This window comes from Billgrantia hypersalina (genome assembly GCF_052584175.1).
Map to the genome: position 1 here is coordinate 143,335 of NZ_JBMIQI010000020.1, position 24,482 is coordinate 167,816.

A 24,482-nucleotide genomic window follows, 5' to 3' on the forward strand; every position below is an offset into this window, starting at 1 on the left:
CGCAACCAGGGCCAGTTCAACCAGGGTCGCCAGGACGATCGCTGGGACGACCGCAACCAGGGCCAGTTCAACCAGGGCCGTCAGGACGACCGCTGGGATGACCGCAACCAAGGCCAGTTCAACCAGGGCCGTCAGGACGATCGCTGGGACGACCGCAACCAGGGCCAGTTCAACCAGGGCCGTCAGGACGACCGCTGGGACGACCGCAACCAGGGCCAGTTCAACCAGGGCCGTCAGGACGATCGCTGGGATGATCGCAACCAGGGCCAGTTCAACCAGGGCCGTCAGGACGATCGCTGGGATGACCGCAACCAGGGCCAGTTCAACCAGGGCCAACCAAATGACCGCTGGGACGACCGCAACCAGGGCCAGTTCAACCAGGGCCGTCAGGACGATCGCTGGGATGACCGCAGCCAGGGCCAACAAGACGACCGCTGGCGCGATCAGGACCGTTATCGCTCCAACTAAGTGCAGCGGTGAAGGCTCGGCGGGCCATGCAGCACAACATCGATTCTGAGTTCATTGGAGGAGCCAATGTTTAAACGGATGCTTATCGCGACGGCAGTTTCGGCCGCTCTTGCTTCAAACCTGGCGTTGGCGCAGCAGCAGGAAAACCGGGGAAGCTACGATTATGACAATCGTCAAGGCCCCCAAGGCAGCCAGCAGTGGGACGACAGAGGCAGCCAGCAGGGAGGCGGCGGTAACCCGTACGGGCGCCAGGGTGGCCAACAGTGGGACAACTCCCCTCAGCAGCAATACCGTGACGACAGCCAGAGGGATTGGCAGCGCAATCAGGGACAAAGTGACTGGGATCGACAGTCTCAAGACCATGGCCGCGACCAGGGAAGCCGCTGGGACGACCGTGAGCGTCAGCAGTACCAGGGTGAACGTTACCGTGACGAACGCGGACGCCAGGGCCAGTCACAGTGGGACGATCAGCAGCGCGGTTCCGATAGCCGTGACCAGCAGGATAGCCAAGCGGCCCACAGTCTCTTCATGCAGGGCTACATGGAAGGCCGGATGGAAGGCTTGCAGGAAGGAGCCATCAGGGGTTATCGCCAAGGCTTCGTGGAAGGGCTGCAAGAGGGACAGAGCGGCCAAGACGATAGCCAGGGTAACTTCTCGGGTCGTAATCGGCAGGAGTCCTCGAGCCGGAGCGACACATCCGACTCGGATGGCCCGGCGAACGTCCTGAGGAACAATAACCGGGATACGGACGATTCCGACGATACCGAGGTGAACAGCCCGACCACGCAAGATCGGGAGGAGGAAGACGAGACCGACACGGAATCGAACTGACAGCACAGCGGTAGGGCGCCAAGGGGAGCGAGCACGCTCCCCTTGGCTGACCCGCGCTTCCTCATTTCTCCTACCTGCCGCACCGTATCATCGACGCTCGCCGCCTTCCTTCATGGCATCTCAGCCTGTGGTAAGGTCTCATTTGCAATTATCTGGCAATAGCGAAACCGCTGTGAGCGGCAACAGCGCAAACGCAAGACATTTCCGCTATATTAAGCAAGCTAACGACTAGCAGGACCGCTCCTTCTGAGCTGCAGGACTCGAGCCGGAAGAAGAGCGCCGGCTGGTCGTTGTTTGTCTTTCCAGGAGAAACGATGTGCTGAGGCTGAAGTCCCCCGCCACGGTGGCCACGCTAGCCGCGCTGACCGCGCTGGGCCCGCTGGCAACCGACATGTATCTGCCCGCCATGCCGGCGATGGCCGAGGCGCTGGATACCGGACCCGACCAGATTCAGCTGACGCTGAGCCTGTACATGGCCGGCTTCGCCGTGGCGCAGCTTTTCTGCGGCCCGATCTCCGATCGCTTCGGCCGCAAGCCCGTCATGGTGTTCGGCTTCGGCCTGTTCCTGCTGGCGAGTCTGCTGTGCGCCTTCGCCCCCAGCATCGAGTGGCTGCTTGTTGGACGCTTCCTGCAGGCGCTGGGCGGCGCCGCAGGCCCGGTGCTGGGGCGTGCCGCGGTGCGCGACATCTACGGCCCCATCGAGGCCGGGCGTATGCTCTCCTACATGGCCAGTACCACGGCGCTGGCACCGGCGCTGGCGCCTATCGTCGGTGCGGGGTTGCTGCTGTTCTTCGGCTGGGATTCGATTTTCCTGCTGCTGGCGTTTTATGCCGCCGCCATGCTCCTGGTACTGGCCTTCCTGATGCCCGAGCCGCTGGCGCGGGAAAATCGCCAGTCGGTGCATCCCACCGCTATCCTGCGCAACTATCGCATGCTGATCACACAGCGGGCCTTCCTGGGCTATACGCTGGTCAACGCCAGCGGTTTCGCCGGCCTGTTCGCGTTTCTCTCCGGGTCCTCCTTCGTGCTCATCGAATTCATGGGCATGTCGCCCTTCGAATACGGCATCGGCTTTACATTGATCGTTGCCGGTTTTTTCAGCGGTACCCTGTTCAGCGGCCGCTACAGTCATCGCCTGGGCCGCGACCGCTTGCTGCTGCTGGCAACGTCGATCTGCGCCGTGGCCGGTCTCACCATGGCCGCCCTGGCAGCGGCCTCGGTATACACGCCATGGGCGGTGATCGGCCCGCATATTCTGTTTCTGGTCGGTTTCGGTATCGTGATGCCGCAGAGCATGTCGGGGGCACTGGCCCCCAACCCGCAGTGCGCCGGTGCCGCTTCCTCGCTGTTCGGCTTCCTGCAGATGACCATCGCTGCTCTGGGCGGGGCCTTGGTTGGCCAATTCCATGATGGCACTTCGCTCACCATGACCCTTTCCATCGGCCTCGGCGGTGCCTTCTCCCTGGTGGCCTACCTGATGCTGGTCCGCCCCGCCAGCCGGGCTGCGGCCGCCAGCCAGGCCCAGCCGTAACGATGAGCGTTACCGCGCCCTCGCGCCGCGTCATCCTGCTGCTGGCCCTGGCCGGCTTTGCCAGCATGGCCTCGATGCGCGTGACCGACGCCATGCTGCCGGCGTTGTCGCAGGCTTTCACCCGGCCGGTATCCGACGTGGCGCAGAACATTACCCTGTTCGCCATCGCCTACGGCGTGATGCAGCTCTGCTACGGTCCGATGGGGGATCGCTTCGGCACCCTGCGTGTCATCGGCCTGGCCACCCTGGCCTGTGCGTTGGGTGCGCTGGGCTCGGCGCTGGCCGAGTCGTTACCGATGCTGCTCGCGTTCCGCACCCTGAACGGCGCCACTGCCGCGGCTATCATTCCGCTCTCCATGGCTTGGGTCGGCGACAACGTTTCCTACGCCCAGCGTCAGGTAACGCTGGCCCACATGCTCACGGGGGCGGTGCTGGGGCTGATTGCCGGTCAGGTCGCGGGCGGTTTTCTTGCCGATACACTGGGCTGGCAGGCAGCATTCGGCCTGCTGACGCTGCTGTTTCTCGCGGCGGGCGGCCTGCTGCTGGTAACGCTTCGCCAGCGCCCCGCATTGTCGCCGGCCAAGGCGAACCAAGGGCGTATCGCCTTCTTCTCGCGGATACGCGAGGTGGCGACCATCGCCCGTGCCCGGCGCATCCTGATGCTGGTGCTGCTTGAGGGAATTGCCGCCTTCGGTGCGCTGGCCTTTGCCGCCACGCATCTCTACGAGCGCCTAGGTACCTCGCTGACGCAGGCCGGCTTGATGGTAGCGCTATTCGGCGCGGGCGGGCTGGTCTTCGCCGTGCTGGCGCGGCCGTTGGTGGCCCGCTTGGGCGAGCCGGGCCTGGCCGCAGGCGGCGGCGTGTTGATGGGGCTCGGCTTCGTCAGCCTGGCGCTGGCCACGCTACCGGCCCTGGCCAGCGCCGGTGCCTTTGCCGCCGGGCTCGGTTTCTACATGATGCACAGCACGCTGCAGATCAACGCCACGCAGATGGCGCCCAGCATGCGTGGCACCGCCATGGCAGTATTTGCTGGTTGCCTGTTCCTGGGGCAATCGATAGGCGTCAGCCTCGGCGGGCTGGCACTACGCCTGGCCAGCAGCACTTGGCTACTGGCCGGAGCCGGGCTGTGGCTGCTTGCCCTGGGGCTGATCTTCGCCTGGCTGCTGCGCCAGTGGCACAGCGAGCGGGCAGAAGCCACGGCGCTGTCATGACCCGCCGGAGATCAAGTCGTCGCGAAAACCGGCGACCCAGCGCATGGCCTCTTCCAGTTCGCCATGATGAAACACCCGCATTTCGATCTGGGGAAATAGCCGGTCCGCCAGCTTGGTGGTGGTCTCGACCCAGCCTTTGTCGGAAATCACCGCCGCACGCCTGAAGCGGCTGTATTCGCCCAGCTTGCTCATGGCGTAGCTCAGATCGCGCTGCAAGGCTTTCGCCGTCATGTGCTCGAAGTGGGTCAGGTCGGCCAGCACGCCGATCCGTTCATTGTGTTCGAGCTTCGCCTCGATGGCAGGGATTAGTTCGTCGTAGTCCTCGCCGCGCAGTGTGCCCGAGATACGGAACGCCGCCACGTATTCGGGAGAGGGGATGATCTCGATCATGGCTTGCTCCTCCTTGGCTGGCTCGAGTGCGCTCTCCTTTCCCTGTGGCAGCACGCAGCTGTAAGGGTTCCCGCCCTAACCTTGCCGTCATTGCCAGAAGCGTTTGTTCACCTCACGTCTTACGGTGTCCCGATCCAGCCCGATATCAGCTAGTAGATGATCGTCGAGATGCCGCAGATCACAGCGGGTACGGTGGCGCTGCTGCTGATCCCGTAACCAACGAGACAGTCCTGCCAGGCGTTTGAACATCGTGATGGCCTCTCCTGTCGGTGCGTTTTGACAGGCTATGGCCATATGAAATCTCAATACAGATTCAGAACAAAAATAGTTTTACAGTACAGATAAAGCTATTCTTCTTCTGTGACGGGGAAATTGGCGGCTTCTGTATTGTGCGAGTCAAAAGAAGGAAAATCTGTCATGAAACGTTACGACTGGGTAGCGCAGACCCTGACCCAGCGCATCGAGCAGGGTCAGTATCGTGTCGGCGACCGGCTGCCCTCCGTGCGTACGCTTTGCCGGGAACTGGCCGTCAGCATTTCCACGGCGCAGGAAGCCTACCGGCGTCTTGAGGAGTCCGGCCTGGCGGAGGCGCGCCCGCGCTCGGGCTACTATGTGCTACCCCGGCCAGCCCCTAGCGTATTGCCGAAAGTGTCGCGCCCCGCCCAGCGTCCACTGGACGTCTCCCAATGGGACCAAGTGCTGGAGCTAGTGGAACGCTCCCCGCAGGAAGACCGCCTGCTGATGCTGGGGCGTGGCATTCCCGATCTCGCCGCCGCCAGCCTGCGCCCGCTGCAACGTCAGCTGGCTACGCTACATCGGCAGGTGGCAACCCACGGGCTCAACTACGACAGCCTGCAGGGCAGCCTCGAACTACGTCGTCAGGTCGTGCGCCTGGCGGACAAGTCGGGCTGCCTGCTGCATCCCGACGATGTGCTGATCACTACCGGCTGCCAGGAGGCCCTTTCGCTCGCTCTGCGCACCCTGACCGAGCCCGGCGACGTGGTCGCGGTGGATTCGCCGAGCTTCTACGGCACCATGCAGATTCTCAAGGCACAGAAGCTCAAGGCGCTGGAGATACCCACCGACCCCCGCAGCGGTATCAGCCTCGAGGCGTTGGAGCTGGCCCTCGAGCAGTGGCCGATCAAGGCGATCCAGGTCACCCCCACCTGCAACAATCCGCTCGGCTACACCATGCCCGAGGCACGCAAGCGCGCCCTGGTCGCCCTGGCCCAGCGCTTCGACGTGGCCATCGTCGAGGACGATATCTACGGCGATCTGTCCTTCGACACGCCCCGGCCGCGCACGCTCAAGAGCTTCGATGACGACGGTCGGGTACTGCTATGCAGCGCCTTCTCCAAGACCTTGGTGCCGGGCCTGCGGGTCGGCTGGATGGCCCCGGGGCGCTATCGCGACCAGGCACTGCACATGAAGTACGTCTCCACCGGCGCCTCGGCCACCCTGCCACAGTTGGCGGTGGCCGAATTCGTCCAGCACGGCCATTACGAGCGCCACCTGCGTGAGATGATTCGCCAATACCGGCAGCACCGCGACATCATGATCGACTGGGTGACCCGTCACTTCCCCGCCGGTACCGGGGTCAGCTACCCCCAGGGGGGCTTCCTGCTGTGGTTGGAGCTGCCGAGAAACATCGATTGCGTACGTCTCAAGGAGCATCTGGTCGGCGAAGGGTTGCATGTCACGCCGGGTTCACTGTTTTCCGCCTCGGGCAAGTTCCGCCACTGCCTGCGCCTGAACTATGCCGCGGCGATGACGCCCGCCGTCGAGGCCGGCGTCAAACGCGTCGGCGAAGCGGTAGCGACAATGCTGAGCGAAGAGGCCTTGGCCTGATCACGCCCCGGCGGTTGCCTGAACCGCCGCGGTTTCGGGCACGCGACCCTGCAGCGCCGGCACCAAGTAGCGCTGCCATAGGGCCTGCTCATGCTCGGCGCGGAAGAAGCCGAAGTGTCCGATGCGGGTCAGGCCCGCTTCCTGGGGACGAATGCGAAGCTGGGTACGCGGAGCATGGGTGTAAAAACCGTGCAGCGATTCGGTGTTGCGTGCCGACATGAAGTCGTCGTCGCTGAAGGAGAGCGAGACCACCGGCACGCGCACGGCGGCGAAACGTTCGCGCACGCCGGGCTCCGCCCCCACCGCATATTCGGGATGCAAGCACCAGCGCCGCCACTGCTCGACCACACCGCGGGGCAGATCGCCGACCATGTTGAGCCGCTTGCCGGGAAAATAGCCCAAAAGAGGCGTGAGCAGCGGCACCGCACCGAACCAGAACAGCCAGACACGCCGCTTCAGTGCCGGGGCGTTCTCGCGCCAGTAGCCACTGCCGCTGGCCACGGTAACGATGCGTGTGAGCCGCTCTTGCCCCGGCACCAAGGGTGGGATCTGGCCACCCAGGCTGTGACCCACCCAGTAGAGTGGCAGCCCAGGTACATGGCACTCCAGCGCTTCGAGCATCGCGGCGGCATCGAGTTGTGCCCAATCCATGATGGTGGCTTCGAAGCCGCTGAGCCGTGGCGGACGCGAGGCGCCCATGCCGCGGTAGTCGAAAGTGGCCACGGCCATGCCCTGGCCTGCCAGCCACTGCGCCAGTGGGGCATAGAAACGCTGGGGCACGCCCATGGCCGGGGCGATCAGCATCCCGCGAGGCATCGTGGCGCAGCGCCAACCAGCAGGTCGCGACTTTCGGGCAGGCGCTGCACACGGTACGCAGGGCATGGATGGACGGGTCGCGACCGCAGGCGACCGGATCGAGGCCGAAGCATCGCATCATCGCGGGTAGCTGGGAGGTGGCGGGAGAGAAATCCACTAATTCCCGTCCGGCCAGGCAGCGTGCGATCGCCTGCTCGAGCGAGGGGCTCATGGGGTGCGCCAGATCATGGATCAGCGCGCTCAGCGCCTTCGGCTCGCAGCACTTGAGTTCGAGCAGGGCCCGCTCGCCCTCGAGATAATCATGCAGCTGCTTCTCCTCAGACGGCAGCGGGCGGGATCTTGGTGGAGGTCGAGGTTGACTCATCGTGGCGTTCCTCTACGGCCAATTCTTACCCTAGCCCACCCCCAGCATCACGCCTTGACCTCGCTCAACTCCAGGTTGACGAAGTGGGCTTTCGCTCACCCCAGGCCGCCCGCAGCCATTAGCCGGAAGCGTTATCCTCCACCCCCCGTCGTGCCTCATCGATAGCCGCCGTCACCCGTTCGGCGTCGCCCACTCGGTGGGCCAGCGCCAGCGCCAACTGGGCCAGGAAAAGCCGCTCCTGCGCCTCGGGCAGTGCATCCAGGGTCTCGGCCAGCGTTTCGTAGACGCGCTCAAGGTCGTTGAAGGGCAGTGTCGTCTCGGTCATCTTATTCTCCTCCCAACGCGGTCAAGAGAGCGGGTTCGAGGTCGGCAGGCTCGAGGTGCTTCCAGCGCGCGGCTACGTGACGATCGGGACGCACCAGGTAGGCGCTGCCGGGGTCGGCGCCGTAGGCAGTGAACAGGCTATTGTCGCCATCCACCAGTCCGCCCTCGGTGCCCGGCCGGCGGGCCATGGCCAGCAGCTCGATCGGCTGGCCCCCAGACTGCAATGCGGCCAGGCGCTCGGCCAGCTCGGCCTCGACGTCACTATCTGCGCAGAAGTACAGCAGGGTGAAACCTTGGCCCAGGCGGTCGAGCAGGAAGTCATTCTCGCCCAGGCGATGGTTGGCCAGCGGCGCACCGGGAATCGGCCCGGCAGCAAAGCCGGCATCATCGCTCAGGGTCAACGGGCTTTCAGCATAGGTGTAGGGCGTAACCTGGCGCGGATTGGCGAAACCGCTGGCATAGTCGTGGTGCAACGCCAGCGACAAAGCGGCGTCGCGCATCAATCGGTAGCCGCGGCTAGGCGGGGTCATGAAGCGGGTACTCTTGCCGGCATTGGCGAAGACGTCGAGCGTGGCGCCACGCCGCTCAGGGCTGTAGCTGTCGAGCAGCCGCTCGGAGGCGCGCCCCTTGAGCACCCAGGCGAGCTTCCAGCCGGCGTTGGCGGCATCAGCAAAGCCGTTGTTGAGGCCGCGCACGCCGAAGATCGGCACCAGGTGGGCACTATCGCCGATGAACAGCACCCGGCCATGGCGGTAGTCGTCCAGCGCCAGGGTGTATGCCTTGTAGAGGCTCCACCACTCCAATTCCCAGTCGTCGCCTTCGTCCAACACCTCGCGCACGATAAGGCCGACCTTTTCTCGGATGTTCGCTTCCTCCACCGCGGCGTCGGGATCCTCGCCGGGGCCGAGCTGGTAATCGATGCGCCAGATGTCGTCGGGCTGCTTGTGCACGAGAATCGTCGAATCGGGCAGTGCCGCGGAGTGAAAGAAGGCGCGCCGCTCGGTGGGAAAATCGGAGCGCAGGCGGATGTCGGCGATTACGTAGCGCCCCTCGTAGGCCTCGCCGTGCAGTGCCAGCCCCAGCGACTTGCGTACCACGCTGCGCGCGCCGTCGGCAGCCAGCAGGTAATCGCACTCGAGGCGATAGCCGCCCTCGGGTGTGGCCACGTCGAGAGTCACACCTCTACCGTCCTGGCTCACGCCGGTTACTGCACTCTGCCAGCGCAGCTCGATGCACTCGCTCTCGGCGGCCTTGTCGATCAGGAACCGTTCGATGTACTGCTGCTGCAGGTTATACATCGGCAGGAAGCGTTCCTGCTCGGAGTGGGGCATCTCGAAGCGGTAGATCTCGCGGTCGCGAAAGTAGGTGCGGCCCCGGGTCCAGCCCAAGCCCTTCTCCACGAAAGGTCCGTCGACGCCGAGCTGCTGCAGGATCTCGAGGCTATGGCGGGAAATACAGATTGCCCGCGAGCCGTCGTTGACGGTGGCCTTGTCGTCCAGCACCACGCTTGCGATGCCATGGCGCGCCAACTCCAGCGCGGCGGTCACGCCCACCGGGCCGGCGCCGACAATGGCCACGCGATGGCGCACCGGCCTACCCTCCCGCTCGGGAGGACGAACGAACGGGAAATGCGGATAATCGAAATAAAGCGAGTCGGTCTCGGCGCGTCCGGCGGGTCGCATGGGCGGCTCCTGTTGGCATTGTCATCTGCTCATAGGCTACCCCGAACCAGGCAAAGCGACTGTCCCGCAAAAGCCGGGACACCGAAACACACGAGGCGAGGACGAGATGAGCGAAGCCAAGGCGGCGATGCATGACTGGCCGAGCCTGATACCGGCCACGGCGGAGTGCGTGGCTCGGCTGGGCGAGGCAGATTTCGACGCGGCCCTGCTCGCCCTGCTGCGCCTAGCGGTGAATATCGAGCAGTGCATGGTGTTCGCCTTCGACGGTCGCGACGAGGTCGATTGCCTGCTGGCGGCCAACGAGCGAGCGCCGCGGGTGGCCGGGCGGCTGGCCGAACTCTACACTGGCGGCCTCTTCCGCCAGGACCCCAACTACCCGCGCCTGCGCCGTCGGCTCGACGAAGGCGATGACCTTGACGCAGCGGAACTCATGCCCATGCAGGCAGAGGCCATGCCGGACGCTTACCGCAACCACCTGTTCGCCTTTCCCGACCTGGTCGACAAGGTGTCGCTGACCCTTCCCGGACACGACAGCGTCTACTACCTGAATCTCTACCGCGGCAGCGAGGCCGGCCCGTTCATCGCTGACGACCTGGCCCGCCTCAATGCCCTGGCGCCGCTACTGGCCAGCCTGATCAGGCGCCACTACGGCCAGGCCCGATCGCTCTCGCAGCGCCCCAGCGCCGAGGAAGCCGCCGTGCTCGCTCCACTTTCGGAGCGCGAACGTCAGCTCTGCCTCTACCTGCTGCGCGGTCATACCCTCAAGACCGCCGCCGCCGAACTCGACATCGCTCTCTCCACCGCCGAAACCTACCGTAAGCGTGCCTACGCCAAGCTCGGCGTGCCCTCCAAGGCGCGGCTGGTGGCGCTTTGTCGTCAGCGGGGCTGACCTCTGGCCCCTCAGGCCGTCTCGCTCAGCCGCTCGAACGCCGCGGCATTGGGGCAGAAAGCACGACACTCCTCGATGCCGGCATCGCGGCGCATGGCCCCCCAGCAGTGGCCGGCCACCGGGCAGGCATTGCAGGTGCCGCGCAGGCTCGGATAGCTGGCGTGCTGGGTGACGCTCGCCTCCAAGCCGAAGCGCTGGAGCATGGCGGGCATCAGCGTTTCGGCCGGCACGAAGGCCCGATAGCCGCCGCGGTCCAGATGGCGCGCCATCTCACGCTCGAAGGCGGGCTCCAGTGGCGTCGTGAGGTCTTGAAGCATCTCGCTGTAGACGCTGGGCGATTTTGCCTCGATTTCGCGGACCAACCGCCGCGTGGAGGCGCGATAGCTGCCTTCGCAGAAGCGCTCCCAGAATGAGGTTTTGGCTGCCTGGCTCATGTCTCGCTCCATTGCCGATACGTTTGCGTCAGTATCGGTGCTTCGGCACCGGGCAGCTTTGATCGAGGTCAACATAGTTTCAAATGAAACGAACAGAGCACGGCCAGGGCCGTGCTCGCAGAGGGCAGCTTCGGGTTGACGCTTCAGGCTTCGGGATCGATCACCTCGTCGGGGGAGAGCCCTTCCTCTTCCTCGGCAACGCTGAGCTGCTCGAAGAAGTAGCTGTGCGCAGCCTCGCCATCGACGCCCTTAGCAGCGGCCATCTCCATCCACTCCTCGGGTAGATCGGCCACCCTCTGCTGGAAGTGCTCGATTTCTTCCGCCGGCAGCTCGACGAAGGTGTTGCCCTGCGCTTTTGCAAACTCGATGCCACGTACGTCGACCACGTCCATCATGTAGCCGAACAGGCGCGAGAGCCGCTCACCCGAGACTTCCTCGATGGCCGCCCGGTCCTCCTCGGAGAGCGAGGCCCAAGTGTCGGGGTTCATCACCAGCGAGAAGCTGCCGCGATAGAAGCCGCCCGGCATCTGCACGGTATAGGGCAGCACCTCGGCCAGGCGGAAGCTCTTGAGGCCTTCCAACGTCAGCATCGCGCCGTCGATGACGCCCTGGGTCGCGGCCTCGTAGGTGCTGGCCGGCGGCAGCGCCACGCCGGTGAGCGCCAGCGCTTCTGAAATGTCGGACATCACGCCGCCGCCGATGCGCACGCGCTTACCGTCGAGATCGTCGAGGCTCCCGATCTCTTCGTCGAGGAACAGCGAGCCCGGGCCATGCACGCCCACGCCAATCACTTCGACGCCGCGATATTCGCCGGCCTCGGCGAAGTATTCGTTATGCGTGCGCCAGTAGGCCACCGAGGCGGCCTCCGAAGTGAATTCCTCGAAAGTCGGCAGTTCGGGCAGCTTGGTCAGCTCGAAACGCCCCGGCATCAGGCCGTGGAACAGCCAGGTGACATCCGCCACACCGTCGGCAATCAGCTCCATCTGGGCGTTGGGCGGCCCCATGTCGTGGACCACATTGACCGTGACCCGCCCTTCCGTGGCCTCCTCCACCCATTTGCCCCAGGTCGGCCAGACAATGGAATTGACACCGTGGTTGGGGCCCGCCCAGGTACTCACCGTCAGTTCGGTGGCCGCGGCGCCCTGTAAGGCGCCGAGCGAGAGCGCGGTGAGCGCGGTCAGTGTCGCGAGCTTGTGCATTTTCATTGTCGTTCCTCGTGAGTCCCGGTTGTCAGGGTTGCGTACGTGTTGTTATGGCAAGTGAAAAGGGTCAAGCGAAGCCGTTTCAAAGCGCCAAGACAAGTTTCTTGCCTCTGGCTCTCGAACAGCAGCTCATCAGCCGGTCCTGACCGGCCCGTTCGGCGGCGGTGAGCACCTTGTCGCGATGGTCGATTTCCCCCTCCACCACCTCGACCTGGCAGGAGCCGCACAGGCCCTCCTCGCAGTCGCTGGGGACGTCGACGCCGGCGGCGCGCAGCGCCTGCAGCAGCGTGCGATCCGCCGCCACCTCGACGACGAGCTCGGAGTCGGCGAGCTCGACCTCGAAGGCATGCTCGTTTTCGGGGTCCAGCAGTGCGCCCTCGGCCGTGAAATGCTCCACGTGCAGGCTGCCCTCCGGCCAGTGGTGGGTGCCGGCCTCCAGTGCCGTGAGCAGCCGCTCCGGCCCGCAGGCGTAGAGCAGCGTGCCTTTACCTGGCGTGGCAAGCAGCGCCGCGAGATCGAGCCGTGCGCCTTCATCCTTGGGGTAGAGCCGCAGCGCCTCGCCGTGGTCGCGCTCGAGGCGCTCGACGAATGCCATGCTGGAGCGCCCGCGCCCCGCATAATGCAGCTCGTAAGACTTGCCCAACTGCTTGAGGCGATCGGCCATGGCGACGATCGGCGTGATGCCGATGCCGCCGGCAATCAGCACATGATGCCTCGCCGATTCATCGAGGCGGAAGTGATTCTTGGGGCCGCGAACGCGCAGCTCGGTACCCTCGCGCACCGATGCGTGCATCCAGCGCGAGCCGCCGCGTCCTGCCTCTTCGCGCAGCACCGCGATGCGCCAGTCGCCGGCATCCGCTGGGCCGCACAGCGAGTACTTGCGCGACTCGCCGCTAGGTAGCACCACGTCCAGATGCGAGCCCGGCGTCCAGGCGGGCAGCTCGCGGCCGGCCGGGTCGGCCAGGGTCACGCCGAGCACGCCTTCGGCCTCGGGCTCGGCGCGGGCGACCGTGACGCGGCGTACGATGTCACGCGCTTCCGGCGCTCCCACCGGGAAGTCACGCTGAGCGCTGCGCACCGCCGGGTCGCGGCGCTCCGGGTTGCGTGCCGGATCCCAGCGCACCCACAGCGCCTCGGGGCCGCGGAAGGAGGTATTGGGCAGGAAGGTGAACTCCTGCTCCTCGAGCTCGAGGTGCGGCAGGCGCCGGGTGAACTCTTCTAGGAAGATGCGCATCTCCATGCGTCCGAGGTTCTTGCCCATGCACTGGTGGCTGCCGTATCCGAAGGTGAGGTGGTCGACGGCATTGTCGCGGTAGATGTCGAGCGCGTCGGGGTTCTCGAAATGGGCCGGGTCGTGGTTGGCCGAGGCGGTGACCATCAGGATCCTGCCTCCCTCGGGTATGGTCACGCCGCCCACTTCGACGTCGCGGGTGGCGATTCGCCGCCAGGCCACCACCGAGCCGGAGTGGCGCAGGCACTCCTCGGCCGCCGCGGGAATCAGCGAGGGGTTGTCGCACAGCTCGGCCCACACCGCAGGGCGCGAAAGCAACTGGCGAAATGCGTTGGCGGTGGCCAGCGCCGTGGTCTCGTGGGCGGCGACGATGATCGCCATCATCATCGAGTGCAGGTAATTGTCGGTGACCACGTCCGGCTTCTGCCGGTTCTTCTCGATCATGTCGTACATCCAGCCGTGGCCACGCGGCTGGGCCTGCATCTTCTTAAGCACCTCGCCGGAGTACTGCCAGAACTTGCCCACGCCCTCCGCCACCTCGACCTGCTGCTCGGGCGAGGGGCGCCCCCAGGTATTGAGGGTATGCGCCACCGAGAAGCGGCGCAGCTGCTCCATGTCCTCCTCGGGCACGCCGAGGAAGTGCAGCGCTACCGTGAGCGGCACCTCCCAGAACATCTCGGCGACCAGGTCGGCGCGGCCTCGCTCGACGATGGCATCGAGCTTCTCGCGCACCAGGCGACGCACCATCGGCGCGTGGGCCTCGAGGGCCTCGGGGCTGAAGGCGTCTAGCAGCTCGCGTCGGCGCGCCATGTGCGCCGGCTCGTCCTCGTTCACCAGGGTGCGGTTCATGCCGTAGTCGTAGCGCTTGAGCACCGCCTGGGCCGCGTCGCTCGCCGGGGTGATCTTCTCCAGGGCGATCGACGGCGAGAAGGTGATGTTGTCGCGAAAGATCGCCTTGATATCGTCATAGCGGCTCACCACCCAGTAGCCGAGCTTGGGACTGTAGAACACCGGCTCCTGTTCGCGCGACCAGCGCAGCGCCTCGGCGGGGTCGAGCTGGTAAGGGCGATCGAAGGGATCGAAGGCCGCCGCCTGGGGTGACACGGGGCAACCGGTGGGCGCCAGCGGCCGTTCATCGGACGCCTGGAAGGGGCAACCGCTCGCGCCGTTGTCGTTGCGGTGAAAGGGGGTCGTCATGGGGCCTCCCGCGGGGCTGTCATCCGCCATCGTTGCTGTCATGCGTGGCCGCGCCTGTTGTCTTTTGCGCTATATTTACTTTTATCGCACACTTGTTATCGTTCAGCGAACACATGGCTGACCATAGGCAGTTTCCCCAAGGACGTCAATCCCGGTCAGCTGCTACCATCCCAGCCATCACTCGATTCGAGGAATTCCGTTCGATGGCCACCACCCTGCAAACCCTGGATCGCGGCCTGCACGCGCTGGAGCTCGTCGCCGAGCACGCCGGGGGGATCAGCGTTGCCGAACTCGCCGAGAGACTCGACGTGCATCGCGCCATCGCCTATCGCATCGTCACTACCCTGGAGCAGCATGGGTTGGTGGCACGCTCTGCCGAGGGTACGCTGCGCCTGGGCGCAGGTATCTCGTTGCTGGCCTCGCGTTTCGAGCCGCAGCTACGTGCCGTGGCGCAGCCGCTGCTGCAGGCATTGGCCAAGGCGACTCGGGCCACTGCCTTCGTCTCGGTGGCCCAGGGCGAGGAATGCGTGGTACTGCTGGTGGCGGAGCCCGACGAGGGGCTGTTGCGGGTGGGCTACCGGGTCGGCAGCCGTCACCCCTTGACTCGCGGGGCGGCGGGCATCGCCATCCTCTCAGGCCGCGCTCCGCGCGATGACGACAGCGAGGCAGTGCGTCAAGCACGTGCCGACGGCTTCAGCCTGACCCGCGGCCAGCTGCAGCGCGGCGCCGTGGGCGTGGCGAGCCCCGTCGCCACGCCGCAATTTCGCCCCGGCGTCGAGGCCTGTGTGGGGGTGGTCGCCATGGACGACCTGGATACCGAGCGGGCCATACGTGAAGTCAAGCATCACGCACGAAGGCTGGCCGAGCTGGTCGGACGCTGAACGCGCGTCATCGCGCCCCGTGAAGCCACCGACCGGGAGGGTTACACTACGGGCCATCCTTCGCTGCCACTTCCGAGGCCTTCGATGAGTCCCCACCTGCTCTCCGTCGATTCCCTGTCCCGCGATAGCGTCAACCACCTGATGCGCGTTGCTGCCCGCATGGAGCCCATCGCCCAACGCCGCCAGGTGACCCGGGTACTGGAGGGGGCCGTGCTCGGCAACCTGTTCTTCGAGGCCAGTACACGAACCCGGGTCAGCTTTCATGCCGCCTTCTGCCGCCTGGGCGGCAGCGTGTGTGACACCACCGGCTTCACTTTCTCCTCCATGGCCAAGGGCGAATCGCTCTACGACACCAGCCGGGTGATGAGCGGCTACTGCGATGCCATCGTCATGCGCCACCCTGACCAGGGCTCGGTGGCCGAGTTCGCCGCCGCCACCCACGTGCCGGTGATCAACGGCGGCGATGGCCCCGGCGAGCATCCCAGCCAGGCGCTGCTCGACTTCTATACCATCGACAAGGAGTTCGCCCGGCTGGGCAAAAAGCTCGCCGGGGCGCACGTGCTGCTCACCGGCGACCTCAAATATGGCCGCACCGTGCACTCGCTGATCAAGCTGCTCTCGCTCTACGACGCCATGCGCATCACCCTGGTGGCGCCGCCGGGGCTGGAGATGCCGAGCCACCTGATCGACCTGGTGACCTCACGCGGCCACCGCGTCGAGGAGCGCACCAGCCTGGACGACGACTATTCGGACGTGGACGTGGTCTACACCACCCGCATCCAGAAGGAGCGCTTCACCGCCGAAATGAGCGAGGGCTTCAGCCTGTCGCGCGACTTCACCGTCGACCGTGCCTTCATGGACAAGCGCTGCGGCCGCGATACCATCGTCATGCACCCGCTGCCGCGCGACAGCCGCCCGGACGCCAACGACCTCGACGTGGACCTCAACGGCGACCCGCGCCTGGCGATCTTTCGCCAGACCGACAACGGCATCCCGGTGCGCATGGCGATATTCGCCACCTTGCTCCAGGTGGAGGCGCTGATCGAGAAGGACCTGCGCCCGGTACGCTGGTTCGTGCCCGAGCGGGTCGGGGTCGACGACCCCACCTTGTAACGATGCAGCCAACGCTTGGCATCGCTATGCTGTTGACGAGCGGAGGCTGATGATGAACGAAGAGTATGCGAAGCTGTCCCGGCGGCGGCTGGCCGCCATCCCCTGACGACATGGCTCGACGAATCTGCTGACTCGACCTACAAGCTCGAATAACAATGGCGTTGCTATCAAGGCAACCGGAGAAAGGAGATGTGACGCATGACCCTGGAAAGAGCGTACATTTTGCTTGCGGTGTTCTATAGCGCCCTGGTGGCGATCGGTGTCATTGCCCTGCTGGTGGGCGGTGGCCCGGTCTGGGGAGTGCTGACGGTGGGACTGGGCGCCCTGGTCGCCGCCGGCCTCTGGGGCCACACCATGGGCAAGCCGGTAATGAATCCGCGCATGTGGCGACCGTTGGCAGGCATCCTGGTGGCCGCCTTCGTGATCCAGGTGTTCGCCGTGTTCGCGCTGCACCCTCCCGGCGCCGAGCTGACCTGGCTCTTGACCGGTGCCATCTTCTCGGTTCTCCCGGCCATCCTGCTGTTCCAGTACGGCGAACGCGACCAGGAGGTTTGGGCCACCCCGGAGGAGCGCGAAGGCGGCAAGATGCTCGACGAGCTGCTGGCCCGACAGCGCGAGCTGGTGCTGGAGAAACAGGAAGCCGACCGCCAGGCCACGGTCAAGCTGACCAAGGCGGGCAACACCTATCGTGCCAGCGTCATACGCGAACGCGGCGCCCAGGTGGAGCGCTTCGAGGAGAGTTTCACCTGCCCCGCCACGCTGGCCTTCTTCGTCATCAAGTACACCTGCATCTCGGTGAACGACATCGCCGCGCAGTATGCCGAGGACCGGGTACTGACCACCTGAGCACCCTGGCATCCTGCTTGTCCCTTCGCCAGCCGAACCCTGCCGGGTTCGGCTGGCCTGTAGGTTTCCGTCCGGCCCATTCATTGGTCGCTCCAACCGTCTGTGCTTTTTGTATGTGCTTTTCGGATAGCCACACGTGCCCTGCAGCCATGGCGCGGCCGTTCGCCCGAGCCGACACTGAAGCCGACGGATGGAGTCGGCCCGTACCGGCGCGCTCCGTCACCGAGACCAGACCAACGCACAATAATAAACGGCGGAGTACACGATGGCGGAGGCAATCATCGAGACCCGGGGCCTCACCAAGAATTTCCGGGGCTTCACGGCAGTCAACGACATTTCCCTGCGGATCGAGCCCGGCATCATCCACGCCTTGATCGGCGCCAACGGGGCCGGCAAGACCACCTGTTTCAACCTGCTGACCAAGTTCCTCGAACCCAGTGCCGGCAACATCCTCTACAAGGGGCACGACATCACCCGCCTCAAGCCGGACCAGGTGGCCAGGCTGGGCATGGTGCGCTCGTTTCAGATATCCGCCGTGTTCGGCCAGCTCAGTGCACTGGAGAACGTCAAGCTGGCACTGCAGCGCCAGCGCGGCGAGTCGTATGACTTCTGGGCCTCGCATCACCGCCTCGACCATCATCACGAGCGCGCCATGGCACTGCTGGTCGATGTCGGTCTCGAGCAATGGGCCGACACCCCCGCCACCGAGCTTCCCTACGGACGCAAGCGTGCGCTGGAGCTCGCCACCACCCTGGCGCTCGATCCCGAGGTAATGCTGCTCGACGAGCCGTTGGCCGGCATGGGCACCGAGGATGTCGGTCGAACCGCCGATCTGATACGCCGTGTGGCCGAGGGCCGCTCGGTGCTGATGGTGGAGCACAACCTGGGCGTGGTGGCCCAACTCTGCGACCGCATCACCGTTCTGGCCCGAGGCGAGGTGCTGGTCGAGGGCGACTACGCCACTGTCTCGCGAGACTCACGCGTGATCGAAGCCTATATCGGAGGGGCCCGCCATGACTGAAGCCGCCATTGAGCAAGTCCTCGACCCGATGCTGGCCATCCGTGACCTGCATACCTGGTACGGCGAAAGTCACGTATTGCACGGTATCGATCTGGAGGTACCGCCGGGGCAGGTGGTCACCCTGCTGGGCCGCAACGGCGCCGGCAAGTCCACGACGTTGAAGTCGATCATGGGCATCGTCCCGCGGCGCCGTGGCAGCATCCGGCTGGCGGGCACCGAAACGATCGGCATGCGCCCCTTCCAGATCGCCCGGCACGGCGTGGCCTTCTGCCCCGAGGATCGCGGCATCTACGCCACGCTGGACGTCAGGGAGCACCTCGAGTTGCCGACCCGGGTCAACGACAGTGGCCTGAGTACCGAGCAGGTGCTCGACCTGTTCCCCCATCTGCGCGAGCGACTGCGCAGCCCCGGCACCAAGCTCTCCGGCGGCGAGCAGCAGATGCTGGCCATCGGCCGCACCCTGCGAACCGGGGCCAGGCTATTGTTGCTCGACGAGCCTACCGAGGGACTGGCGCCAAGCATCGTCGAGCATATTGGCGACACCCTCCATCATCTCAAGGCACAGGGCTACACCATCCTCCTGGTGGAGCAGAACCTGCGTTTTGCCATGAGCGTGGCCGACCACTTTTACCTCATCGACCACGGCCAGGTAGCGGCACGCTACGACCGCAAGGGCATCGAACAGGATGCCGACGCTTTGCTGGCACGCCTGGGTGTGTAGCAACGCGTTCAGTCGCGTGAATGCAGGCGAAAGCGCGAGGGCGAGACGCCGTTCATGCGCTTGAAGGTCTTGGAAAAGGCGAAGGGACTGCGGTAGCCCACCCGCTCGGCGATCGCTTCGATCGGCATGTCGCTGGTCGCCAGCAGATGGGAGGCGTGCTGCATGCGCAGCTGCGTGAGCTGCTGCATGGGGCTGCGCCCGAAGACCTTGCGGCTGATGCGCCGCAGATGCTCGGTGCTGACGTGAGCGATGTCGGCCATGTCCTCGATGGTCCAGTGCCGTTCCAGGGTCGGTATCACCGCATCGAAGACCGCCACGATACGCGGGTCGCGCCGCCAGGGATCGGCAAAGCGCGAGATGTAGCGCTCGATGGTATCGACCCACATCACGCAGCTGGCCGGATCCCCCTGGCCGTGAAACACCTCGCTGTAGAGGCCCAGGATGGCGTGCTTCATCGGCTCGGGGTCGAAGTGCTGCATGATCGGCGCGATGGTCCCCACCACCGAGCGCGGTGCGCTGGGCAGGTAGCGCAGCCAACAGTACTGCCATCGCTTACCGGGTACGGCATGGAAGGCATGGAGCGCGTGGGCCGGGGCAAAGGACATCATGCTGCGGCGCATGGTGCGCCAGCGGCCATCCAGCAGCATGCGGCCTTCACCGCTCAGCGAGCCGTGGATGTAGGCGCCGCTCAGGCGGGTGCGCACGATGCGGTAAGGCACCGCGGCATCGCCGAAACCGACATGAGAGATATGCCGTTGCTCGAGTGCATCGCAATCGCTGGCACGCACGATCCACTGGCGGGTGTCATCGCCGACGATGTGGGTTTCGGATAGCTGTTCGTGCGCTGAAGCCATGGCGCATTCGCCCGTGTTGGCCCTAACTATGAGAGGCAGGAAGAAAACAAACCGTTCGAATCAGAGCAAATTACAACAATAGCTCCCAAAGAGAACAGGAGAAAAAACAATGCCAGCCAAGAGCTCCTACAAGACCCTGGTGGTCGCTTCCGCCGTGCTGAGCCTGGGAGGCGTCTCCGGCGCCCTGGCCAGCGAGGGCTACAGCGACGATGTGGTGCGTATCGGCGTGCTCACCGACATGTCGGGCATCTACACGGATCTCTCCGGAGAAGCCGCGGTGGAAGCCGTGCGAATGGCCGTCGAGGATTTCGGCGGCGAGGTCGGCGGCGTGCCCATCGAAGTGATCCACGGCGACCATCGCAACCGCGCCGACACCGGCGCCAGCCGTGCCCGTGAGTGGTACGACAGCGAGGGCGTGGACATGATCAACGACCTGTCCAACTCCGGGGTCGCGCTGGCGGTGGCGGCCGTCGCCGATGAGCAAAAGCGCCACGCCATCGTCAATTCCTCGTCCAACATCGGGCTGACCAACGACTACTGTTCGCCCTATGTGACCCACTACACCTACGATGCCCATTCACTGGCGCACGGCACCGGCAAGTCGATCGTCGAGGACGGCGGCGATACCTGGTTCTTCCTTACCGTGGACTTCGCTTTCGGCATCGGGCTCGAGGAGCAAGTGTCGGCAGTGGTGCGCGAAGCCGGGGGTCAGGTCGTCGGCGCCGCTCGCCATCCACTCGACACCACCGATTTCTCCTCCTACGCCCTGCAGGCCCAGGCCTCCGGCGCGGAGATCATCGGCATCGCCTCCACCGGCGCCGATGCGATCAACGCCATCAACGCCCTGGCCGAGTTCGGCGTGACGCCAGAGCAGCGTCCGGCCGCGCTGCTGCTGTGGTACGACGACATCGTCAGCCTGGGGCTCGAGACCGCCCAAGGATTGATGCTGACCAATGCCTTCTATTGGGACGCCAACGACGAGACCCGCGAATTCTCGCAGCGCTTCTACGAGCGCACCGGACGCATGCCCAACATGGCCCATGCCGGCAATTACTCCTCGACCATGCATTACCTGAACGCTATCGAGGCCGCCGGCAGCGACGATCCCGATGCGGTATCCGAGCAGATGCGCGAGCTGGAGATCAACGACTTCTTCGCCTCGGGCGGCTACATCCGCCCCAACGGCCGCATGGTCCACGACCAGTACCTGTGGGAAGTGAAGGCCCCCGACGAATCGGAGTACGACTACGATTTCCTGCGCCTGGTGACCACCATCCCCGGCGAAGAGGCCTTCCAACCGCTGGAAGAGAGCACCTGCCACCTGCTCGACAACGATTGATGCCGCTCTGTGCCCGGCTGCGGCCGGGCACCGCGCCTTCTCTCTCCGTTAGCCTCGTGAGCAAGTGATCATGGATATATTCGGCATTCCCATTCAGGCCCTGCTGGGGCAGCTCATGCTGGGCATCGTCAACGGCTCCTTTTATGCCGTGCTCAGCCTGGGCCTGGCGATCATCTTCGGCGTTCTCAAGATCGTCAATTTCGCCCATGGCGCCTTTTTCATGCTGGGCGCCTTCACCGCTTTCCTGCTGGCCCAGTACATGGGGGTCAACTACTGGCTGACGCTGGCCGTCGCCCCGCTGGCCGTGGCGCTGTTCGGCATGGCTTTCGAATTCCTGTTCCTGCGCCGGCTGTATGGGCTCGACCCCATCTACGGCCTGCTGTTGACCTTCAGCCTGGTCCTGGTGCTGGAAGGAGGCTTTCGCATCGCCTTCGGCTCCTCCGGCCAACCCTTCGCCACCCCCGAGCTGCTGCGCGGCACGATCAACCTGGGTTTCATGATACTGCCGCTCTATCGTGGCTTCGTGATCGTTTCAGCGCTGCTGCTGTGCCTGACAACCTGGTTCATCATCGAGCGTACCTCGCTGGGTGCCAGCCTGCGCGCCGCCACTGAGCGCTCGGAGCTGACCCAGGCCTTCGGCATCAACGTGCCGCGCCTGATCACCCTGACCTATGGCGTGGGCGTGGGCCTGGCGGCTTTCGCCGGCGTGCTTGCCGCGCCCATCTTCCATGTCAATCCCTCCATGGGTTCCAGCCTGGTCATCATCATCTTTGCCGTGGTGGTCATCGGTGGGCTGGGGTCGATCATGGGCGCCATCGTTACCGGTCTGGGACTCGGCGTGGTAGAGGGCCTGACTCGGGTGTTCTACTCCGAGTTCTCGTCGACCATCGTCTTCCTGGTCATGGTGCTGGTGCTGCTACTGCGCCCGGCCGGACTGTTCGGCCGCGAGGAGGGCTGACCATGCGACCCCTGCCCTCTACCCTGATCGCCCTGGGCCTGCTGGCACTACTGGCGGTTCCCTTCTTCCCGCAGGTGATCTACTCGGTGTTCGTGATGAAGGCGCTGTGCTTCGTGCTCTTCGCCTGCGCCTTCAACCTGCTGCTGGGGCATACCGGTATCCTCTCCTTCGGTCACGCCGCCTTCTTCGGTACCGGCGCCTACGTGACGGGCCTGCTGGTCAAGACCTACGGCCTTCCCACTGAACTGGGGATCCTTGCCGGTGGCCTGGTCGCGGCCCTGCTGGGCACCCTCATGGGAGCCCTGGCGATTCGTCGCAGCGGCATCTACCTGGCCATGATCACCCTGGCCCTGTCGCAGCTGGTCTACTTCTTCTTTCTCCAAGCCCCCTTTACCGGGGCCGAGGACGGCCTGCAGCGGATTCCCCGTGGCACCTTCCTGGGCATCGTCGATCTGCGCAGCAACACGGCACTCTACTATGTGGTGCTAGGCATCGTCGGTGCCGGCCTGTGGCTGGTATGGCGAACCGTCAACTCCCCCTTCGGCCACGTACTGCGCGCCATCCGCGAGCACGAGCCGCGCGCCATCTCGCTGGGCTATCCCGTGGCCCGCTACAAGGTACTGGTATTTACCCTCTCGGCCAGCCTGTCGGGCATCGCCGGCTCGCTCAAGGCGATCGTGTTCCAGCTGGCGGCCCTCAACGACGTCCACTGGCACACTTCCGGCGACGTCATCCTGATGACACTGCTGGGCGGCATGAGCACGGTCTTCGGGCCGGCAGTAGGTGCCGCGCTCGTCGCCTCGCTCAATCACTATCTGGATCCTTTCGGCGCCTGGGTCACGGTGATCACCGGCCTGGTGTTCATGACCTGCGTGCTCACCTTCCGCCAAGGCGTGGTGGGCCAGCTAAGCCAGGCGCTTCGTTCACGGCGCTCCACTTCCGCAGCCAAGGTCGAATCCCGACCTCGCCCCCATCACCACTGACTCGACCCCAAGACAAGGAGAATCCCCATGCCCCCATTCACGCGCCAGGAGCTGGTGGCCCGCTTCCAGGACATGGCCGCCCGCGGCCAGCCGATCATCGGCGGCGGCGCCGGCACCGGCATCTCGGCCAAGTGCGAGGAGGCCGGCGGCATCGACCTGATCGTGATCTACAACTCCGGTCGCTACCGCATGGCCGGGCGCGCCTCTTCCGCCGGCCTGCTGGCCTACGGCAACGCCAACCAGATCGTGCAGGAGATGGCGCTGGAGGTACTGCCGGTGGTCAAGCACACCCCGGTGCTGGCCGGCGTCAACGGCACCGACCCCTTCGTGATCATGCCCAAGCTGCTGCGCGAGCTGAAGGAGCTGGGCTTCTCGGGGGTGCAGAACTTTCCCACCGTGGGCCTGATCGACGGCACCTTTCGCATCAGCCTGGAGGAAACCGGCATTACCTACGGCAGCGAGGTCGACATGATCCGCCTGGCACATGAGATGGACATGCTCACGACGCCCTACGTGTTCTCGGCCGACGAGGCCGTGGCCATGGCGGAGGCGGGCGCCGACATCATCGTGGCGCACATGGGCGTTACCGTGGGGGGCACCATCGGTGCCGAATCGGCCAAGAGCCTCGACGAATCGGTACGCCTGATCGACGAATGGGCGGAAGCGGCCAGGCGCGTGCGCAGGGACGTGATCATCCTGTGCCATGGCGGCCCCATCGCCACGCCCGACGACGCCACCTACGTCATGCATCAGAGCGAACACTGCAACGGTTTCTACGGCGCCTCGAGCATGGAGCGCCTGCCCACGGAGATCGCACTAACCGAGCAGATTCGCCGTTTCAAGAGCATCGCCTGACTCGCGAGGAGACATCACCATGACCCGGGTTTACGTCAGTACCGCCATGCCCATCACGCTCGAGCAGGCCTGGAGCAGGTTGCGCGATTTCAACGGCTTGCCGGACTACCATCCTTTCTTTGCCAGAAGCGAAATCGAGCAGGGCAAGCCCGCCGACCAGATCGGCTGCGTGCGCCACTTCCACGATCATGACGGCAACTTCATCCGCGAGGAGTTGCTCACGCTCTCGGATCGCGAGCATCGCTGCTGCTACCGCATTCTCGAGGCACCAGCCCTGCCGGTGCGGGGCTACGTGGCCGAGATGCGACTCAAGCCGATCACGACCACCGGCCACTGCTTCGGCGAATGGTGGGCCGAGTTCGAGGTAGAGGAAGCCGACCGCGAGGACGTGGTGCAGCGGGTTTCGGATACTTTCCGGCTTGCCTTCGAGGGGGCTGTCGAGCGCTGCCAAGGCTGACGCCCAGAGCGATAACAATCAGGCCGGCGCGACGCA

The 24,482-nt window shown here is 65.2% G+C and carries 25 protein-coding genes; 16 read left to right on the forward strand and 9 right to left on the reverse strand.

Features of this window, described 5'->3' with window-relative positions; translation table 11 throughout:
* From ACOJCM_RS19445 to ACOJCM_RS19460, 4 genes are all read left to right on the forward strand, one after another.
* Positions 1-468, forward strand: a 468-nt coding sequence (locus ACOJCM_RS19445; protein WP_445213740.1) for a hypothetical protein, incomplete at its 5' end; no start/stop codon positions are given.
* Between the two features lie 66 nt (positions 469-534).
* Positions 535-1,299 (forward strand): hypothetical protein, encoded by a 765-nt coding sequence (locus ACOJCM_RS19450; protein ID WP_445213741.1) that lies wholly within the window; start codon positions 535-537, stop codon positions 1,297-1,299.
* Between the two features lie 316 nt (positions 1,300-1,615).
* Positions 1,616-2,830, forward strand: coding sequence for a multidrug effflux MFS transporter (locus ACOJCM_RS19455; RefSeq protein ID WP_445213742.1), 1,215 nt, complete (start codon positions 1,616-1,618; stop codon positions 2,828-2,830).
* Positions 2,831-2,832: 2 nt separating this feature from the next.
* Positions 2,833-4,041 carry an MFS transporter gene (locus tag ACOJCM_RS19460; protein WP_445213743.1) on the forward strand — a complete coding sequence of 403 codons (1,209 nt, stop codon included), beginning with the start codon at positions 2,833-2,835 and terminating at the stop codon, positions 4,039-4,041.
* On the opposite strand, the gene ACOJCM_RS19465 is transcribed toward ACOJCM_RS19460, so the two are convergent.
* Complete coding sequence (locus ACOJCM_RS19465; protein WP_445213744.1) at positions 4,036-4,431, reverse strand: STAS/SEC14 domain-containing protein; 396 nt, start codon at positions 4,429-4,431, stop codon at positions 4,036-4,038. The two genes, ACOJCM_RS19460 and ACOJCM_RS19465, sit on opposite strands and share 6 nt — an antisense overlap.
* Positions 4,432-4,518: 87 nt before the next feature.
* Positions 4,519-4,680, reverse strand: coding sequence for a DUF1127 domain-containing protein (locus ACOJCM_RS19470; RefSeq protein WP_445213745.1), 162 nt, complete (start codon positions 4,678-4,680; stop codon positions 4,519-4,521).
* A gap of 168 nt (positions 4,681-4,848) precedes the next feature.
* Between ACOJCM_RS19470 and ACOJCM_RS19475 the strand changes: the two genes are divergently transcribed.
* A complete protein-coding gene (locus tag ACOJCM_RS19475; RefSeq protein ID WP_445213746.1) occupies positions 4,849-6,279 on the forward strand; it encodes an aminotransferase-like domain-containing protein in 1,431 nt (476 codons plus the stop codon).
* Here the strand turns inward: ACOJCM_RS19475 and ACOJCM_RS19480 are convergent, their stop codons facing one another.
* The 3 genes from ACOJCM_RS19480 to ACOJCM_RS19490 form a co-directional block, all read right to left on the reverse strand.
* Entirely contained in the window at positions 6,280-7,083 is an 804-nt protein-coding gene (locus ACOJCM_RS19480) for an alpha/beta hydrolase family protein (protein WP_445213747.1), read from the reverse strand.
* A 494-nt stretch (positions 7,084-7,577) separates the two neighbouring features.
* A complete protein-coding gene (locus tag ACOJCM_RS19485) occupies positions 7,578-7,784 on the reverse strand; it encodes a DUF2783 domain-containing protein (RefSeq protein WP_445213748.1) in 207 nt (68 codons plus the stop codon).
* 1 nt (position 7,785) lies between these two features.
* Positions 7,786-9,465 carry an FAD-dependent monooxygenase gene (locus ACOJCM_RS19490; RefSeq protein ID WP_445213749.1) on the reverse strand — a complete coding sequence of 560 codons (1,680 nt, stop codon included), beginning with the start codon at positions 9,463-9,465 and terminating at the stop codon, positions 7,786-7,788.
* A 106-nt stretch (positions 9,466-9,571) separates the two neighbouring features.
* On the opposite strand from ACOJCM_RS19490, the gene ACOJCM_RS19495 reads away from it, so the two are divergent.
* Positions 9,572-10,354 carry a helix-turn-helix transcriptional regulator gene (locus ACOJCM_RS19495; RefSeq protein ID WP_445213750.1) on the forward strand — a complete coding sequence of 261 codons (783 nt, stop codon included), beginning with the start codon at positions 9,572-9,574 and terminating at the stop codon, positions 10,352-10,354.
* A gap of 11 nt (positions 10,355-10,365) precedes the next feature.
* Here the strand turns inward: ACOJCM_RS19495 and ACOJCM_RS19500 are convergent, their stop codons facing one another.
* The 3 genes from ACOJCM_RS19500 to ACOJCM_RS19510 form a co-directional block, all read right to left on the reverse strand.
* Entirely contained in the window at positions 10,366-10,788 is a 423-nt protein-coding gene (locus ACOJCM_RS19500; RefSeq protein ID WP_445213751.1) for a hypothetical protein, read from the reverse strand.
* A 143-nt stretch (positions 10,789-10,931) separates the two neighbouring features.
* Positions 10,932-11,987 (reverse strand): TRAP transporter substrate-binding protein, encoded by a 1,056-nt coding sequence (locus ACOJCM_RS19505; RefSeq protein ID WP_445213773.1) that lies wholly within the window; start codon positions 11,985-11,987, stop codon positions 10,932-10,934.
* Between the two features lie 85 nt (positions 11,988-12,072).
* Complete coding sequence (locus ACOJCM_RS19510) at positions 12,073-14,418, reverse strand: cytochrome P450/oxidoreductase (protein WP_445213752.1); 2,346 nt, start codon at positions 14,416-14,418, stop codon at positions 12,073-12,075.
* 203 nt (positions 14,419-14,621) lie between these two features.
* On the opposite strand from ACOJCM_RS19510, the gene ACOJCM_RS19515 reads away from it, so the two are divergent.
* The 5 genes from ACOJCM_RS19515 (at position 14,622) to ACOJCM_RS19535 (ending at position 19,000) form a co-directional block, all read left to right on the forward strand.
* Positions 14,622-15,299: an IclR family transcriptional regulator gene (locus tag ACOJCM_RS19515; RefSeq protein WP_445213753.1), complete on the forward strand. Its 678-nt coding sequence runs from the start codon at positions 14,622-14,624 to the stop codon at positions 15,297-15,299.
* Between the two features lie 84 nt (positions 15,300-15,383).
* A complete protein-coding gene (locus ACOJCM_RS19520; RefSeq protein WP_445213754.1) occupies positions 15,384-16,412 on the forward strand; it encodes an aspartate carbamoyltransferase in 1,029 nt (342 codons plus the stop codon).
* A gap of 198 nt (positions 16,413-16,610) precedes the next feature.
* Complete coding sequence (locus ACOJCM_RS19525) at positions 16,611-17,258, forward strand: hypothetical protein (protein WP_445213755.1); 648 nt, start codon at positions 16,611-16,613, stop codon at positions 17,256-17,258.
* Between the two features lie 265 nt (positions 17,259-17,523).
* The gene (locus tag ACOJCM_RS19530; RefSeq protein ID WP_445213756.1) at positions 17,524-18,279 is read left to right on the forward strand and encodes an ABC transporter ATP-binding protein; all 756 of its coding nucleotides are present in this window, start codon (positions 17,524-17,526) and stop codon (positions 18,277-18,279) included.
* Positions 18,272-19,000, forward strand: a complete 729-nt coding sequence (locus tag ACOJCM_RS19535) for an ABC transporter ATP-binding protein (protein ID WP_445213757.1) — start codon at positions 18,272-18,274, stop codon at positions 18,998-19,000. The genes ACOJCM_RS19530 and ACOJCM_RS19535 overlap by 8 nt, the downstream gene beginning before the upstream one ends.
* A gap of 8 nt (positions 19,001-19,008) precedes the next feature.
* Here ACOJCM_RS19535 and ACOJCM_RS19540 read toward each other — a convergent pair whose 3' ends face one another.
* Positions 19,009-19,854 carry an AraC family transcriptional regulator gene (locus tag ACOJCM_RS19540; RefSeq protein ID WP_445213758.1) on the reverse strand — a complete coding sequence of 282 codons (846 nt, stop codon included), beginning with the start codon at positions 19,852-19,854 and terminating at the stop codon, positions 19,009-19,011.
* Positions 19,855-19,963: 109 nt separating this feature from the next.
* Here ACOJCM_RS19540 and ACOJCM_RS19545 point away from each other — a divergent pair, with 109 nt between their 5' ends.
* The 5 genes from ACOJCM_RS19545 (at position 19,964) to ACOJCM_RS19565 (ending at position 24,446) form a co-directional block, all read left to right on the forward strand.
* On the forward strand, positions 19,964-21,193 hold the full coding sequence (locus ACOJCM_RS19545; RefSeq protein WP_445213759.1) for an ABC transporter substrate-binding protein: 1,230 nt from the start codon (positions 19,964-19,966) through the stop codon (positions 21,191-21,193).
* 70 nt (positions 21,194-21,263) lie between these two features.
* Positions 21,264-22,151, forward strand: a complete 888-nt coding sequence (locus ACOJCM_RS19550) for a branched-chain amino acid ABC transporter permease (protein ID WP_445213760.1) — start codon at positions 21,264-21,266, stop codon at positions 22,149-22,151.
* Between the two features lie 2 nt (positions 22,152-22,153).
* Complete coding sequence (locus tag ACOJCM_RS19555) at positions 22,154-23,134, forward strand: branched-chain amino acid ABC transporter permease (protein ID WP_445213761.1); 981 nt, start codon at positions 22,154-22,156, stop codon at positions 23,132-23,134.
* A 27-nt stretch (positions 23,135-23,161) separates the two neighbouring features.
* A complete protein-coding gene (locus ACOJCM_RS19560) occupies positions 23,162-23,989 on the forward strand; it encodes a phosphoenolpyruvate hydrolase family protein (protein WP_445213762.1) in 828 nt (275 codons plus the stop codon).
* A gap of 19 nt (positions 23,990-24,008) precedes the next feature.
* A complete protein-coding gene (locus ACOJCM_RS19565) occupies positions 24,009-24,446 on the forward strand; it encodes an SRPBCC family protein (protein WP_445213763.1) in 438 nt (145 codons plus the stop codon).
* The last annotated feature ends 36 nt before the right edge of the window (positions 24,447-24,482 follow it).

Excerpts from the sequence above, each read along its gene's own strand:
- ACOJCM_RS19450 (WP_445213741.1), top strand. The coding sequence starts at position 535 with ATGTTTAAACGGATGCTTATCGCGACGGCAGTTTCGGCCGCTCTTGCT.
- ACOJCM_RS19460 (WP_445213743.1), top strand. The coding sequence starts at position 2,833 with ATGAGCGTTACCGCGCCCTCGCGCCGCGTCATCCTGCTGCTGGCCCTG.
- ACOJCM_RS19465 (WP_445213744.1), bottom strand. The coding sequence starts at position 4,431 with ATGATCGAGATCATCCCCTCTCCCGAATACGTGGCGGCGTTCCGTATC.
- ACOJCM_RS19470 (WP_445213745.1), bottom strand. The coding sequence starts at position 4,680 with ATGTTCAAACGCCTGGCAGGACTGTCTCGTTGGTTACGGGATCAGCAG.
- ACOJCM_RS19475 (WP_445213746.1), top strand. The coding sequence starts at position 4,849 with ATGAAACGTTACGACTGGGTAGCGCAGACCCTGACCCAGCGCATCGAG.
- ACOJCM_RS19480 (WP_445213747.1), bottom strand. The coding sequence starts at position 7,083 with ATGCTGATCGCCCCGGCCATGGGCGTGCCCCAGCGTTTCTATGCCCCA.
- ACOJCM_RS19485 (WP_445213748.1), bottom strand. The coding sequence starts at position 7,784 with ATGACCGAGACGACACTGCCCTTCAACGACCTTGAGCGCGTCTACGAA.
- ACOJCM_RS19490 (WP_445213749.1), bottom strand. The coding sequence starts at position 9,465 with ATGCGACCCGCCGGACGCGCCGAGACCGACTCGCTTTATTTCGATTAT.
- ACOJCM_RS19495 (WP_445213750.1), top strand. The coding sequence starts at position 9,572 with ATGAGCGAAGCCAAGGCGGCGATGCATGACTGGCCGAGCCTGATACCG.
- ACOJCM_RS19500 (WP_445213751.1), bottom strand. The coding sequence starts at position 10,788 with ATGAGCCAGGCAGCCAAAACCTCATTCTGGGAGCGCTTCTGCGAAGGC.
- ACOJCM_RS19505 (WP_445213773.1), bottom strand. The coding sequence starts at position 11,987 with ATGCACAAGCTCGCGACACTGACCGCGCTCACCGCGCTCTCGCTCGGC.
- ACOJCM_RS19510 (WP_445213752.1), bottom strand. The coding sequence starts at position 14,418 with ATGACGACCCCCTTTCACCGCAACGACAACGGCGCGAGCGGTTGCCCC.
- ACOJCM_RS19515 (WP_445213753.1), top strand. The coding sequence starts at position 14,622 with ATGGCCACCACCCTGCAAACCCTGGATCGCGGCCTGCACGCGCTGGAG.
- ACOJCM_RS19520 (WP_445213754.1), top strand. The coding sequence starts at position 15,384 with ATGAGTCCCCACCTGCTCTCCGTCGATTCCCTGTCCCGCGATAGCGTC.
- ACOJCM_RS19525 (WP_445213755.1), top strand. The coding sequence starts at position 16,611 with ATGACCCTGGAAAGAGCGTACATTTTGCTTGCGGTGTTCTATAGCGCC.
- ACOJCM_RS19530 (WP_445213756.1), top strand. The coding sequence starts at position 17,524 with ATGGCGGAGGCAATCATCGAGACCCGGGGCCTCACCAAGAATTTCCGG.
- ACOJCM_RS19535 (WP_445213757.1), top strand. The coding sequence starts at position 18,272 with ATGACTGAAGCCGCCATTGAGCAAGTCCTCGACCCGATGCTGGCCATC.
- ACOJCM_RS19540 (WP_445213758.1), bottom strand. The coding sequence starts at position 19,854 with ATGGCTTCAGCGCACGAACAGCTATCCGAAACCCACATCGTCGGCGAT.
- ACOJCM_RS19545 (WP_445213759.1), top strand. The coding sequence starts at position 19,964 with ATGCCAGCCAAGAGCTCCTACAAGACCCTGGTGGTCGCTTCCGCCGTG.
- ACOJCM_RS19550 (WP_445213760.1), top strand. The coding sequence starts at position 21,264 with ATGGATATATTCGGCATTCCCATTCAGGCCCTGCTGGGGCAGCTCATG.
- ACOJCM_RS19555 (WP_445213761.1), top strand. The coding sequence starts at position 22,154 with ATGCGACCCCTGCCCTCTACCCTGATCGCCCTGGGCCTGCTGGCACTA.
- ACOJCM_RS19560 (WP_445213762.1), top strand. The coding sequence starts at position 23,162 with ATGCCCCCATTCACGCGCCAGGAGCTGGTGGCCCGCTTCCAGGACATG.
- ACOJCM_RS19565 (WP_445213763.1), top strand. The coding sequence starts at position 24,009 with ATGACCCGGGTTTACGTCAGTACCGCCATGCCCATCACGCTCGAGCAG.